Raw genomic sequence first — 13,558 nt, 5'->3', positions numbered from 1 at the left:
TTTTTCGGTTCAGATCGTGAACTGAAACACACTTTGCGCTACCATCAGAGCGCGACGAAAAGGGGAGCGGAAGCGATGGGCACAAAAGAGAGTGAAATGACGCAAGACAAAGAGAGGCCAGCCGGAAGTCAGAGCCTGTTCCGTGGTTTGATGTTGATTGAGATTCTGAGTAACTATCCGAATGGGTGCCCACTGGCCCATTTGTCTGAACTGGCCGGGCTGAACAAAAGTACTGTGCATCGACTCCTGCAAGGGCTGCAGTCCTGCGGATATGTCACGCCTGCACCTGCTGCGGGTAGCTATAGGCTGACCACCAAATTTATCGCCGTTGGGCAGAAGGCTCTGTCGTCACTGAATATCATCCATGTTGCCGCGCCGCACCTCGAAGCGTTGAATATTGCTACTGGTGAAACAATCAACTTCTCCAGCCGTGAAGATGACCACGCGATTCTGATTTATAAGCTGGAACCGACGACGGGCATGCTGCGTACTCGCGCTTATATCGGTCAACATATGCCACTGTATTGCTCCGCGATGGGTAAAATTTACATGGCGTTTGGGCATGCGGATTATGTGAAATCTTACTGGGAGAGCCATCAGGATCTTATTCAGCCGCTGACCCGCAATACCATTACCGGTTTACCGGCGATGTACGACGAATTGGCGCAGATCCGCGAAAGCAGTATGGCGATGGATCGGGAAGAGAACGAATTGGGCGTTTCCTGTATTGCCGTGCCGGTGTTTGATATTCATGGTCGGGTGCCGTACGCGGTGTCAATTTCACTATCTACCTCGCGACTTAAGCAGATAGGGGAAAAAAATCTACTCAAGCCGCTACGGGAAACCGCGCAGGCGATTTCAAATGAGCTGGGTTTTACCGTTCGCGATTAAGGTTATTCAGTCACCTGACAAAATTTAACCGTTTCCCCTGTCCGATCAAAGCGTCAGGGGCGGTCTCTCTGGCACTCTGTGGTTTTCACGCAGAGGGAGGGGGCAATGAACGCGTTTATTATGGCGGATGCGGCAAAATGTATTGGGTGTCGTACCTGCGAAGTTGCCTGCGTCGTCGCGCATCAGCAAAACCAGGACTGTGCTTCGGTCTCTTCTTCTGCGTTTATACCGCGGATTCGGGTCATCAAAGACGACGTCTTTACCACGGCGGTCGCCTGCCATCAATGCGAAGACGCTCCCTGTGCGAATGTTTGTCCAACTCACGCCATTCGTCGTGAACATGGGCATATCTTCGTTGAACAGGCACGTTGTATTGGTTGTAAAAGCTGTATGCTGGCCTGCCCGTTTGGGGCAATGAATGTCGTTGCCCGTTCGTCGCGGGCGCAGGCGATAAAATGCGATTTGTGCTGGCATCGCGAGACGGGGCCCGCGTGTGTCGAGGCCTGCCCGACCAGCGCGTTGCAGTGTATTGATGCCGTCAGTATTCAGCGACAGCGCCTGCGTTCACAGCCGCTGTGAAGTGAGCCCGACCCGCACTTGGGTCGGGTTTGCGTTAGCCTTCCAGCCAGGCGCGTTCGATCTCTTCCGCCAGAATCTTCACGCCAGCTTCGATTTTCTCCGGCTCTGGCACGTAGTTCATCCGCATGCACTGATGGGTATGCGGCCAGGGTTTATCCAGCCCCGGGAAGAAGTAGTCACCAGGAACCATCAGTACGCCGCGCGCTTTCAGGCGCTGATACAACAGTTCTGTGGTGATCGGTAAATCTTTGAACCATAGCCACAGGAAAATCGCGCCTTCAGGTTTATGGATAAGGCAGCGATCTTCAGACAAGTAGCGGCGAATAATCGCAATCGTCTCCTGAACGCGCTGATAGTAAAACGGCTTGATAACCGTTTCGGACAGACGCAGCAGATCGTTACGTTTAATCATCTCGCACATCATCGCCGGTCCCATCCCGCCAGGTGCAAGGCTGATGATGCCGTTCATATTGGTAATCGCAGTGATGATTTTTTCATTCGCGATAATGATACCGCAGCGGGAACCTGGCAGACCCAGCTTGGAAAGGCTCATGCACAACACAATGTTGGGGTTCCACAGCGGGCGTGCTTCGCTAAAGATGATGCCAGGGAACGGTACGCCATAGGCGTTATCAATCACCAGCGGGATCCCATGCTGGTTGGCCAGCCGGTCCAGCTTCATCAGCTCTTCATCGGTGATCACGTTGCCTGTTGGGTTAGTGGGGCGCGACACGCAGATCATCCCCGTCTCTTCACCGATGTGCAGGTGTTCAAAATCAACGTGATACTTAAACTGGCCTTCCGGTAGCAGCTCAATGTTCGGACGTGCTGAGACGAAGAGATCTTCTTCCAGCCCGGAATCGGCATAGCCAATGTATTCCGGCGCTAACGGGAATAACACTTTTTGCGTTGTTCCGTCAGCGCGGCGTCCGGCGAACAAATTGAATAAGTAGAAAAACGCGCTCTGACTGCCATTTGTCAGTGCAATATTTTGTGGCTCGATATCCCAACCCTGCTTCTCACGTAGCAGTTTCGCCAGTTCAGACAGTAGCTCGGTTTTCCCTTGCGGACCGTCATAATTGCAAAGCGCATCAGTGGCTTTGCCGTTTGCCAGCATATCTGTCAGCAGAGACTGGAAGTAATTTTGCATCTCTGGAATTTGCGCCGGATTACCACCGCCGAGCATGATGGCGCCTGGGGTGCGTAAACCGTCGTTGAGGTCCTCCATCAGGCGGGTGATGCCTGAATGGCGGGTAAATTTGTCGCCAAAAAGTGAGAATGTCATAGCAGGGGGTCTGTCGAACTGAGTAGTAAAGTGGCTAACCATAGCGCTACCTATGGCAGGGTGCAAATCAGGGGGGACGAGCTAGATTGATGTTTTGTGCTACAGATGTTTGCCTGGCTGGTTTTTTATTTTGTGTTGGGCTTCCCGCTGTATGCACAGCGAGAAGCCTGTTGGGATCAGGGCTGACCGGCCCACACCACCATCACCTTATCGTCGCCATGCTCGCGGATAAATCCGTATCCCTGCTTCAATGTCAGCGTGGTCTGTTTACCAGCACCGATGGCGGGATGTCTGGCCCGGAACTGACTGATGCGCTGCCAGTGAGTGACGCTGGCGGCAGATTTCCCGGCCACATCCGGCCAGTTCATTTCTGAGCGCGTACCCTGCAATGGGTCTGAACCTGTTGGTCCAAAGGGCCGGGCCGATTCGTCGCCGTAAAAGAGTTGTACCGCGCCTGGCACCAGCAGCAATAGCTCGGCGGCTTTGTCTCCACCTTCGCGGAACAGGCGCGTATCGTGCGAGGAAAGATAGCTCAGGACGTTGAAATCCTGTAGTTTTTCAGCCATTTGTTGCCAGGTGACATCCATATTTGCCAGACAATCGACGGCCTTTGCCGCCTGCTCCTGATAGTCGAAATTGATCATCGCATCAAAGCCGTGACGGTAATAGTCGCTTTGCATCACGCCGTGACCCCAGGCCTCGCCGGTCATCCAGAAAGGTTTGTCATCCAGCGCTTTATCCGGGTTCGCTTTCTTCCATTCAACCAGCGCCGCGCTGGCCTGTGTTTTTAACTGCTGCCAGGCGGGAAGTTCGACGTGTTTGGCGGTATCGACCCGAAACCCGTCAATCCCGTAATCACGCACCCACTGGCTGAGCCAGTGGGTCAGATAATCTCGGGGCATGTAACCAGCAATAGCTTTAGCGTGCGTATCTGGTTTGTGTAAATAAAAGTTTGGCAGCCCGGAAGGCGTGGTGGATTCGGTTTTCAGATCGGGCAGGAAAGCCAGTGACATGGTCAGGTCGTCAAAACCCGGATTGTCGTAATCGCCAATATCGGTGCGGATCCAGTTTTTCCCCCACCATTTTTCCCAGCCTGCTTTATCGCTGAAGTTGATGTAATCATTAAAGCTGTGCCAGCTTTGCCCGGCGGCTGGCTTCCAGTCCGTCCAGCGTTCACCGAGCGTGTTTTTCAGTTCATCGCCCGACAAGTACAATGCCCCAAACTGATACTCCTGCATATCCGCCAGCGTGGCGTAGCCGGTATGATTCATGACGACATCAAACAGGATGCGAATGCCGCGCTGGTGCGCGCCGTCAACCAGCGCACGCAGGTCAGCTTCATTACCCATATTCGCGTCGAGCGTGGTCCAGTCCTGAGTGTAATAGCCATGGTAAGCATAATGGGGGAAATCACCTTTGGTGCCACCGCCGACCCAGCCGTGAATTTGCTCAAACGGCGCGCTGATCCACAGGGCGTTGATGCCTAACTGTTGTAGATAGTCGAGTTTGCTGGCGAGCCCGCGCAAATCTCCCCCATGGAAAGTACCAATTTCCTGCATGCCGTCGTTGCGACGCCCGTAGCTGTGGTCGTTGCTTGGGTCACCATTTACAAAGCGATCCGTCAGGACGAAATACACCGTAGCGTTATGCCAGTCGAAAGCGGCTGGGGCATCGGTTTCCGCCCGTTCCAGCAGCAACAGTCCGTTACTGGCTGCGGCAGGCTGTAGGGTAATCGACCCATTTTTTACCGTTGCCGTTTGCTGGCTGTAGAAATCACGCACCACGGCACCTTCCGGAAAGGTCTGGCTCACATCCAGTGTTAACGGCGAACCATCCCATTTCGGGCACTGGCGAATCTGGGTCGTGACAGGGTCTGCTGCGTTTTTTACCGAGAGCATCAACGTTGGCGTTCCGGAGCGGGTATCCACTTCCAGCGTGTAATCGCCGTCTTTGAATAAGCGCCATTGCGGCGGGGCGCCTTCACACGGTTTTAGCGACAGCATCTGGTTGAGTTTTATCGCATCAGCAGGCTGCCAGCACTGTTGGTCAAAATTTAGGATTAAAGGACGCGTACCCTTCGTCAACGCTGCATGGCTGACGAATTTACCCGTACCTTCCGCTTCGAAGATGGGGAGTCCCTGAGAAGTCCATGATGAGGCGATGGCAATGCCGGGCATGAGCGCCAGCGCAACGGCGGCAAGTTTCATAATGCTGTCCTTGGTGCTGCGATTTTCGCCAGTTTGCCAGTGAAATCAGGCCGGAAACTCCTCCTTTGAGTCGATTCCGCCAGGAGGAGAAGTGAGGGTGAGCGATCGCGCGCAAAAAATGAACTTATTTTGCGATAACCTCCACATTTTCTTCGAATTAATAGCACCCTGAACCGTTAATGCGTGACATAGTTTCAGAATTGGACTATTCCTTTGGGTGCTCTTGACGGCTATTTTTGATATGATTTGAGATTCATCTCTCATTTTTGTGAAAAATATAAGGTGTTGGAATGTATAAATCCGACCAGGAGACCTAATGATATTGACTCCCATTCGACGATATGGGGCAATGATTCTTATGTTACTCACCGTTGCATTTTCGGGTGAGGTGCTGGCAAAGACACACACGGCGACAACGAGTCACAAGCCCCAGGTAATCAAGACAAGTAATACACAGGTAAGCAGTAAACAAGAGTATTCTCGCAATAGTGCAAAGAGTAGTTCACTTCCTGATTTGCGAAAATACCCTTCCGGAACACCAAGGAAAAAAGCGTTTCTCCGGACGGTTATGCCTTATATTACCAGTCAAAATGCTGCCATTACGGCGGACCGTAACTGGCTGATTTCAAAACAGTACCAGAACCGCTGGTCACCGACTGAGCGTACGCGTATGAAAGACATCGCGAAGCGCTACAAGGTGAGCTGGTCTGGCAACACGCGTAAAATCCCATGGAATACGCTGCTTGAGCGCGTAGACATTATCCCGACCAGTATGGTGGCAACCATGGCTGCGGCTGAAAGTGGCTGGGGTACGTCGAAGCTGGCGCGTAGCAACAACAACCTGTTTGGCATGAAATGTGGCAAAGGTCGTTGTAACAATGCCCCGGGTAAGGTGAAAGGCTACTCACAGTTTGAATCTGTGAAAGAGTCGGTGAATGCTTACGTCATCAACCTGAACACGCATCCGGCTTACTCTTCATTCCGTAAGTCACGTGCGCAGCTGCGTAAAGCCGATCAGGAAGTCACCGCTACCGCGATGATTCATAAGCTGAAGGGTTATTCCACTAAAGGACAGAGCTACAACAACTATCTGTTCGCAATGTATCAGGATAACCAGCGTTTAATCGCCGCGCATATGTAATTCTGTGTGCCGGATGGCGGCTTCGCCGCATCCGGCAATAATCCTCACAGCAACACTTCGCTGTTCACATCGCGATACTCTTTGGGCGTCGTGTCATACTCTTTCTTAAAGACCGAATAATAGTATTGCAGAGACGGATAGCCGCACATCTGTGAGATTTCGTTGATTGAAAGCGTGGTAGATATCAACAGGCTGCGCGCTTTTTCCAGCTTTTCGGCATGAATCACGGCGTGGATAGTCTCTCCAACTTCTTCTTTAAAACGCTTCTCCAGATTCGAACGAGAAATCCCCACTGAATCCAGCACTTGTTCAACCTTAATACCTTTACAGGCATGGTTGCGGATAAAGTGCATCGCCTGAATCACCGCCGGATCGGTTAATGAACGGTAGTCGGTTGAGCGGCGTTCAATGACGCGCACCGGAGGAACCAGTGTACGTTGCAGCGGCAGCTCTTCATTTGCCAGTAAACGATGTAAGAGCTTAGCGGCCTGATACCCCATCTGCCTGGCTCCCTGAGCCACGGATGAAAGCGCCACCCGCGACAGATAGCGGGTCAGTTCTTCGTTGTCGATCCCAATCACACACAGCTTTTCCGGAACCGGAATATGCAGGTGTTCGCAAACTTGCAGGACGTGTCGTGCCCGTGCATCGGTAACGGCGATAATACCGGTTTGCGGCGGTAGTGTTTGTAGCCAGTCCGCCAGACGATTTTGCGCGTGCTGCCAGTTTTCCGGTGCGGTTTCCAGCCCCTGATAGACAACGCCGCGGTACTTCTCTTTGGCAACCAACTGGCAAAACGCATATTCACGTTCCGCGGCCCAGCGTTTGCCGCTTGACGATGGCAGACCATAGAATGCAAAGCGGTTAACCCCTTTTTCCTTCAGGTGCAGGAAAGCGCTTTCTACCAACGCATGGTTGTCGGTGGCGATGTAATGTACCGGTGGATAATCTTGCTCCAGATGGTAGGAGCCTCCAACGCCGATGATGGGAACTTCAACATCGGCAAGTAATTGCGCAATATCATCATCGTCATAATCAGCAATAACGCCGTCGCCTAACCAGTCTTTAATATTATCGATACGGGCGCGGAAATCTTCCTCAATGAATATATCCCACTCGGATTGCGATGCCTGTAAATATTCACCCACACCTTCTACCACCTGGCGGTCGTAGGCTTTATTGGCATTAAATAGCAGAGTGATGCGGTGACGTTTATCAAACATAAGAACCTGTCCTGGAAAGGTTAACGTGGGCCTGTCGATACTAGCAAAACCGCAGGTACGACTGCTTGATGAAGCGTGACAAAATTCCTGATTGCCTGAGGCTACGCAAAATTTACATACTGGTCGCGGGATGACAATTGTCATTTTTTATCTGCGCATTACGGTTTTTTGTTTAATGACTAACCTTCGATCGCGATCGCTTTTTTATTTCTTTATTTAGCGCGTTTTTTTGGGAGCCAGCGCACGTTTGGGTATTCTCTTAATGGCGGTGTGAAATAACGTAATTGAGCAATAAATCAGGAAATTCCAGTATAGCCATATCGCAGTTTACTTGCCGTATTACCTGATTATGGAGCTTATTATGCCGGCTTATTTTGACCAACTCGATCGTGTTCGTTTCGAAGGCACTCAATCCACCAACCCGCTCGCATTTCGCCATTACAACCCTGACGAAATCGTATTGGGCAAGCGCATGGAAGATCATCTGCGTTTTGCGGCCTGCTACTGGCATACCTTCTGCTGGAACGGGGCGGATATGTTCGGTATGGGCGCTTTCGATCGTCCATGGCAGCAGCCTGGTGAAGCTCTGGCGCTGGCGAAACGCAAAGCGGATGTGGCATTTGAGTTTTTCCACAAGCTGAACGTGCCTTACTACTGCTTCCATGACGTGGATGTTTCGCCGGAAGGCGCGTCTTTGAAAGAGTACAAAAACAACTTTGCGCAGATGGTTGATGTGCTGGCGGCAAAACAGGAACAGAGCGGCGTGAAGCTGCTGTGGGGTACAGCAAACTGCTTCACTAACCCACGCTACGGTGCGGGTGCGGCCACAAACCCAGATCCAGAAGTGTTCAGCTGGGCCGCCACGCAGGTGGTTACGGCCATGGATGCCACGCACAAGTTAGGTGGTGAAAACTACGTTCTGTGGGGCGGCCGTGAAGGTTATGAAACACTGCTGAATACCGATCTGCGTCAGGAACGTGAGCAGATTGGTCGTTTCATGCAATTAGTCGTGGAACACAAACACAAAACCGGTTTCCAGGGCACTTTGCTTATCGAGCCGAAACCGCAGGAACCGACCAAGCACCAGTACGACTACGATGCGGCAACCGTGTACGGATTCCTCAAGCAGTTCGGTCTGGAAAAAGAGATCAAACTGAATATCGAAGCCAACCACGCTACGCTTGCAGGCCATTCGTTCCATCACGAAATCGCCACCGCTATCGCGCTGGGTCTGTTTGGCTCTGTCGATGCCAACCGCGGTGACGCACAGCTGGGCTGGGATACCGACCAGTTCCCGAACAGCGTAGAAGAGAATGCCTTGGTGATGTACGAAATCCTGAAAGCGGGCGGCTTCACTACCGGCGGCCTGAACTTTGATGCCAAAGTACGTCGCCAGAGTACCGATAAATACGATCTGTTCTATGGTCATATTGGCGCGATGGATACCATGGCGCTGTCCCTGAAAATTGCGGCCCGTATGATTGAAGACGGTGGTCTGGATCAGCGTGTGGCTAAACGTTATGCCGGTTGGAATGGTGAGCTGGGCCAGCAAATTCTGAAAGGCCAGATGACGCTGACAGAAATTGCGCAGTACGCTGAACAACACAACCTGGCGCCAGTGCACCAGAGCGGTCATCAGGAATTGCTGGAAAATCTGGTAAACCATTATTTGTTCGACAAATAACGGGTCTCTGAGAACGTCCGTAAGCCCGGTCAGCTAGCGCTACCGGGCCTTTCTTTAAGGAACGATGCCTTATGTATATCGGGATAGATCTTGGCACATCAGGCGTAAAGGCCATTCTGCTCAATGAGCAGGGCGATGTGGTGGCTTCAAAAACGGAGAAACTCACCGTCTCGCGCCCGCACCCGTTATGGTCAGAACAAGACCCAGAGCAGTGGTGGCTGGCAACGGATCGCGCGGTAAAAGCACTGGGTCAGCAGCATTCACTCCGCGAGGTGAAAGCGTTAGGGATTGCCGGGCAGATGCACGGCGCTACGCTACTGGATGAACGACAGAAGGTATTGCGTCCGGCTATCTTATGGAACGACGGCCGCTGTGCTGAAGAGTGCGTGATGCTGGAGAGTCAGGTTCCGCAGTCTCGTGCCATCACCGGCAACCTGATGATGCCTGGCTTTACCGCGCCAAAACTGCTGTGGGTGCAACGCCACGAGCCGGAGATTTTCAACCAGATTGATAAAGTCCTGCTGCCGAAAGATTACCTGCGTTTGCGCATGACCGGTGATTTTGCCAGCGATATGTCTGATGCGGCAGGGACAATGTGGCTGGATGTCGCGAAGCGTGACTGGAGCGATGTCATGCTGGCTGCCTGTAAACTGACTCGCGCACATATGCCTGCGCTCTATGAAGGCAGCGAGATTACCGGAACCTTATTGCCAGACGTCGCTAAAGCCTGGGGAATGCAGGAGGTTGCGGTTGTTGCCGGAGGTGGTGATAACGCGGCGGGCGCGGTTGGCGTAGGCATGATGAATGCCGGTCAGGCGATGCTTTCGCTGGGGACATCCGGCGTCTATTTTGCGGTGAGTGATGGTTTCCTTAGCAAACCGGAAAGTGCGGTTCACAGTTTTTGCCATGCTTTGCCTGAACGATGGCATCTGATGTCTGTAATGTTAAGTGCGGCATCGTGTCTGGACTGGGCGGCAAAATTAACCGGACTGGCGAGCGTTCCTGCGTTGATTGACGCTGCGCAACAGGCGGATGAACACGCGGAGCCGGTCTGGTTTTTACCTTATTTGTCCGGCGAGCGTACGCCGCATAACAATCCGCAGGCCAAGGGCGTATTTTTCGGTCTGACGCATCAGCATGGTCCGGCAGAACTGGCACAGGCGGTGCTGGAAGGTGTGGGTTTTGCGCTGGCTGACGGTATGGACGTGGTACATGCCTGTGGCATTCAGCCCGCCAGCATTACGCTGATCGGCGGTGGGGCGCGTAGTGAATACTGGCGTCAGATGCTATCTGACATCAGCGGATTGCAGCTGGATTACCGTACCGGCGGTGACGTTGGCCCTGCTCTCGGCGCGGCGCGCCTGGCGCAAGTTGCCATGAATCCGCAAACGTCGTTATCAGAGTTACTGCCTCAGCTTACGCTGGAGCAGGCGCATTATCCTGACGCGGAGCGTCATGCTCGTTATCAACAGCGTCGAGAAACTTTCCGTCGTATCTATCAGCAATTGCAACCGCTGATGTCCTGACCACTTTCCCCTCTGGCTAGCAGAGGGGAATTTGCCGCATATATATATCCACGAAAATAATAAGTTACACGTATGGATGTATTCTGAAAGTCCTGTGTAGTCGCTTTTTTCTGTGTTGTCTTTAGCGGGTTATTCATATTGTATCCATGATGGATAAGGAGATCCCAATGAAGACAACCAGGCTGTTGCCATGGATATTATTCCTCTCAGGCATACTGACTTACAGTATCGGTTTATGGCGCGCATGCCCGTTATTGAGCGGCAAGGGGTATTTTTTGGGGGCGCTGATGACGGGGATGTTCGTAACGTATGCCTATCAGCGCGCAGTAAATCTCAATCAAAACGATGAACGCTTCGCTTCCGTGTGTCAGATGGTTGCGCTCATCACGGCAGGGCTGTTGCTGGTGGGGGTGTGGAATGCCCCGTTGGCGCCCTTCGAAATAGGGTTATACCCGGCAGCATTCTTCGTCTGTTTAATGGGGCAATTTTTACTGCAGCGTTCGCGTAATCAGGCGCTGCCTGGAGACACCTAACTCACCAGCCTACGCGTATCAATACGCTGCAACAGAATAGACAAAAGTAAACTTCCTGCCAGCGTGGCGCTGAAAATCCACAGTATATCCAGCGGTGGCCAGTTTTTGAGTTCAATTCCGTTGGTACGTAGTGCGTGAATGATCAGCGCATGAAAACCATAAATGCCCAATGAATGGCGAGAAATAAGGCCCAGTAGCGGCAGAGTACGTGCGCTGAGCGTATTTTTGACCAGCGTCAGGAGCGAGGCGGCGCAAATAAATACCGCTGGGCCGCAGTAGAGGTACCAGGTGTCGGCAAAATTGCCTCGCCAGCGCAGTTCATGCAATGTGCCACGAGAAATAATAAACACTGCGGTAATGAATAACGCCGCACAGAGCCAGCTGAGCGCACGCTTTTGCGTATCCATCATGCCAATCGCCCGGCCCAGCATGCCGTACAGGATGTAATAGAAAGTATCGCCACTGATGTACAGGTTGACTGGGAGCCACTCAAAGCCGCCGATTTTTTGCGAGACGGTGTTGGGATTGGCAATCACCCCAATGACAACCATGAGCGCCAGTAGCATCTTGCCGCTGATATTTTTCACCTGTATCAGCGGAGAAACCAGGTAGATGACGGCGATCGCGAAGAAAAACCACAGGTGATAGAACACCGGCTTTTGCAGCAGGTTCTTCAGCGACAGCTCAGCGTTGATCGAGGTAAACAGCAGGATATAGACCAGCGCCACGCTGCTGTAAAACAGAATGCAGATCGCGATGCGCAGGAAATGGCGCGGTTTGGCGCTACGCTCACCAAAGAACAGATAGCCCGAAATCATAAAGAACAGCGGAACGCTGACGCGAGAGGCTGAATTGAGCACGTTAGCCAGATCCCAATTCAACGGGCTGACGCTTTGCGCATTGGTGATGTACCAGGTTGTGGTGTGGATCATCACGACCATTAAACAGGCTATCCCGCGCAGGTTATCAATCCAGAAAATTTTGGGCTGCATCAGTTCCTCTGTGTCCATTAAAAAAAGTCTGACCGATATTTTGCGAACGTAGCTCACTGGAATAATCCGAGTTCTTACGCTAAAGCTTGAGATGGTCTGATGAGATTCTCAAAATAGGATCTGTTTCCAGACACTAATAATAAGACTGACCAGCAAACCAGGCGGTAATAAAATGATGATGAAGTATTTCTTTCCCGCGATCGCTGCCCTTTTGCTGGTAGCGTGCGCTGACACACAATCGTCTGCACCTGCGCAGAAAGCGCAAAAGGTTAAGGTCAGTGCCACACGTTCGCTGGATATGGAGTCATTGTGCAAAAATGAGGCGGCGCAACGCTACAACACTGGCGCGCAGAAAATTGATATCTCCGGCCTGGAGCAATTCCAGGGCAGCTATGAGATGCGTGGTTCTACCTTCCGTAAAGAGAGTTTTGTCTGCTCTTTTGATGCAGACGGGCAGTTTTTGCACCTTTCCATGCGCTAAGTTCCCCCTTTTTCCCGTTTCGTACTGTATATCTTGCAGCCAGCGGGTATACTGACCGCTTCCTTTAAATCCACACGTATCCAGCACGAAATAATATGCAAAAGTTTGATACCAGGACCTTCCAGGGCTTGATCCTGACCTTACAGGATTACTGGGCTCGCCAGGGCTGCACCATCGTTCAACCATTGGACATGGAAGTCGGCGCGGGAACATCTCACCCAATGACCTGCCTGCGTGCGCTGGGGCCGGAGCCGATGGCGACTGCTTATGTGCAGCCTTCTCGTCGTCCGACCGATGGCCGCTATGGCGAAAACCCGAACCGCTTACAGCACTACTATCAGTTCCAGGTAGTGATTAAGCCGTCTCCGGACAACATTCAGGAGCTGTACCTGGGTTCTCTGAAAGAACTGGGTATGGACCCGACCATTCACGATATCCGTTTCGTGGAAGATAACTGGGAAAACCCGACGCTGGGTGCCTGGGGTCTGGGTTGGGAAGTGTGGCTGAACGGTATGGAAGTGACGCAGTTCACCTACTTCCAGCAGGTTGGTGGCCTGGAATGTAAACCAGTAACCGGGGAAATTACTTACGGTCTGGAACGTCTGGCCATGTACATTCAGGGCGTAGATAGCGTTTACGACCTGGTCTGGAGCGACGGCCCGCTGGGTAAAACCACTTACGGCGACGTGTTCCATCAGAACGAAGTGGAGCAATCCACCTACAACTTCGAATACGCCGACGTGGACTTCCTGTTCACCTGCTTCGAGCAGTACGAGAAAGAAGCGCAGCAGCTGCTGGCGCTGGAAAATCCGCTGCCGCTGCCTGCGTATGAACGTATTCTGAAAGCCGCCCATAGCTTCAACCTGCTGGATGCGCGTAAAGCCATCTCCGTCACCGAGCGTCAGCGCTATATCCTGCGCATTCGCACCCTGACCAAAGCAGTGGCAGAAGCTTATTACGCTTCCCGTGAAGCCCTTGGCTTCCCGATGTGCAACAAAGACAAATAAGAGGCGGCC

Annotated in this window: 12 protein-coding genes; 8 read left to right on the top strand and 4 right to left on the bottom strand. The window is 52.4% G+C overall.

Features of this window, described 5'->3' with window-relative positions; translation table 11 throughout:
• The first annotated feature begins 75 nt into the window (after positions 1-75).
• Together yiaJ and OGX86_RS14120 are read left to right on the top strand one after the other, a co-directional pair.
• Positions 76-891: an IclR family transcriptional regulator YiaJ gene (gene yiaJ, locus OGX86_RS14125; RefSeq protein WP_003827359.1), complete on the top strand. Its 816-nt coding sequence runs from the start codon at positions 76-78 to the stop codon at positions 889-891.
• Positions 892-996: 105 nt separating this feature from the next.
• Positions 997-1,470: a 4Fe-4S dicluster domain-containing protein gene (locus OGX86_RS14120; RefSeq protein ID WP_168978700.1), complete on the top strand. Its 474-nt coding sequence runs from the start codon at positions 997-999 to the stop codon at positions 1,468-1,470.
• A gap of 34 nt (positions 1,471-1,504) precedes the next feature.
• On the opposite strand, the gene avtA is transcribed toward OGX86_RS14120, so the two are convergent.
• Positions 1,505-2,755: a valine--pyruvate transaminase gene (gene avtA / locus OGX86_RS14115; RefSeq protein WP_079939664.1), complete on the bottom strand. Its 1,251-nt coding sequence runs from the start codon at positions 2,753-2,755 to the stop codon at positions 1,505-1,507.
• 176 nt (positions 2,756-2,931) lie between these two features.
• Positions 2,932-4,962, bottom strand: a complete 2,031-nt coding sequence (malS, locus tag OGX86_RS14110) for an alpha-amylase (protein WP_286640223.1) — start codon at positions 4,960-4,962, stop codon at positions 2,932-2,934.
• A 316-nt stretch (positions 4,963-5,278) separates the two neighbouring features.
• On the opposite strand from malS, the gene OGX86_RS14105 reads away from it, so the two are divergent.
• On the top strand, positions 5,279-6,103 hold the full coding sequence (locus OGX86_RS14105) for a protein bax (RefSeq protein ID WP_008786441.1): 825 nt from the start codon (positions 5,279-5,281) through the stop codon (positions 6,101-6,103).
• Positions 6,104-6,147: 44 nt separating this feature from the next.
• Here the strand turns inward: OGX86_RS14105 and xylR are convergent, their stop codons facing one another.
• Positions 6,148-7,326 (bottom strand): D-xylose utilization transcriptional activator XylR, encoded by a 1,179-nt coding sequence (xylR, locus tag OGX86_RS14100; RefSeq protein WP_286640222.1) that lies wholly within the window; start codon positions 7,324-7,326, stop codon positions 6,148-6,150.
• A 361-nt stretch (positions 7,327-7,687) separates the two neighbouring features.
• Here xylR and xylA point away from each other — a divergent pair, with 361 nt between their 5' ends.
• From xylA to yiaB, 3 genes are all read left to right on the top strand, one after another.
• Positions 7,688-9,010: a xylose isomerase gene (xylA, locus tag OGX86_RS14095; RefSeq protein WP_003024252.1), complete on the top strand. Its 1,323-nt coding sequence runs from the start codon at positions 7,688-7,690 to the stop codon at positions 9,008-9,010.
• 71 nt (positions 9,011-9,081) lie between these two features.
• Positions 9,082-10,536: a xylulokinase gene (gene xylB / locus OGX86_RS14090; protein ID WP_103014696.1), complete on the top strand. Its 1,455-nt coding sequence runs from the start codon at positions 9,082-9,084 to the stop codon at positions 10,534-10,536.
• Positions 10,537-10,703: 167 nt separating this feature from the next.
• Positions 10,704-11,069 carry an inner membrane protein YiaB gene (gene yiaB, locus OGX86_RS14085; RefSeq protein ID WP_048227297.1) on the top strand — a complete coding sequence of 122 codons (366 nt, stop codon included), beginning with the start codon at positions 10,704-10,706 and terminating at the stop codon, positions 11,067-11,069.
• Here yiaB and OGX86_RS14080 read toward each other — a convergent pair.
• On the bottom strand, positions 11,066-12,061 hold the full coding sequence (locus OGX86_RS14080) for an acyltransferase (protein ID WP_286640221.1): 996 nt from the start codon (positions 12,059-12,061) through the stop codon (positions 11,066-11,068). The two genes, yiaB and OGX86_RS14080, sit on opposite strands and share 4 nt — an antisense overlap.
• Positions 12,062-12,233: 172 nt before the next feature.
• Between OGX86_RS14080 and OGX86_RS14075 the strand changes: the two genes are divergently transcribed.
• Positions 12,234-12,542, top strand: a complete 309-nt coding sequence (locus OGX86_RS14075; protein WP_020996059.1) for a YsaB family lipoprotein — start codon at positions 12,234-12,236, stop codon at positions 12,540-12,542.
• A 95-nt stretch (positions 12,543-12,637) separates the two neighbouring features.
• Complete coding sequence (gene glyQ / locus OGX86_RS14070) at positions 12,638-13,549, top strand: glycine--tRNA ligase subunit alpha (RefSeq protein ID WP_001168551.1); 912 nt, start codon at positions 12,638-12,640, stop codon at positions 13,547-13,549.
• Positions 13,550-13,558: the final 9 nt, after the last annotated feature.

The sequence above is a fragment of the Citrobacter sp. Cpo040 genome (assembly GCF_030332915.1).
Taxonomy (GTDB): Bacteria; Pseudomonadota; Gammaproteobacteria; order Enterobacterales; family Enterobacteriaceae; genus Citrobacter; species Citrobacter portucalensis.
This window is presented reverse-complemented; position numbering and strand designations above follow the sequence as displayed.

Excerpts from the sequence above, each read along its gene's own strand:
- yiaJ (WP_003827359.1), top strand. The coding sequence starts at position 76 with ATGGGCACAAAAGAGAGTGAAATGACGCAAGACAAAGAGAGGCCAGCC.
- OGX86_RS14120 (WP_168978700.1), top strand. The coding sequence starts at position 997 with ATGAACGCGTTTATTATGGCGGATGCGGCAAAATGTATTGGGTGTCGT.
- avtA (WP_079939664.1), bottom strand. The coding sequence starts at position 2,755 with ATGACATTCTCACTTTTTGGCGACAAATTTACCCGCCATTCAGGCATC.
- malS (WP_286640223.1), bottom strand. The coding sequence starts at position 4,962 with ATGAAACTTGCCGCCGTTGCGCTGGCGCTCATGCCCGGCATTGCCATC.
- OGX86_RS14105 (WP_008786441.1), top strand. The coding sequence starts at position 5,279 with ATGATATTGACTCCCATTCGACGATATGGGGCAATGATTCTTATGTTA.
- xylR (WP_286640222.1), bottom strand. The coding sequence starts at position 7,326 with ATGTTTGATAAACGTCACCGCATCACTCTGCTATTTAATGCCAATAAA.
- xylA (WP_003024252.1), top strand. The coding sequence starts at position 7,688 with ATGCCGGCTTATTTTGACCAACTCGATCGTGTTCGTTTCGAAGGCACT.
- xylB (WP_103014696.1), top strand. The coding sequence starts at position 9,082 with ATGTATATCGGGATAGATCTTGGCACATCAGGCGTAAAGGCCATTCTG.
- yiaB (WP_048227297.1), top strand. The coding sequence starts at position 10,704 with ATGAAGACAACCAGGCTGTTGCCATGGATATTATTCCTCTCAGGCATA.
- OGX86_RS14080 (WP_286640221.1), bottom strand. The coding sequence starts at position 12,061 with ATGCAGCCCAAAATTTTCTGGATTGATAACCTGCGCGGGATAGCCTGT.
- OGX86_RS14075 (WP_020996059.1), top strand. The coding sequence starts at position 12,234 with ATGATGATGAAGTATTTCTTTCCCGCGATCGCTGCCCTTTTGCTGGTA.
- glyQ (WP_001168551.1), top strand. The coding sequence starts at position 12,638 with ATGCAAAAGTTTGATACCAGGACCTTCCAGGGCTTGATCCTGACCTTA.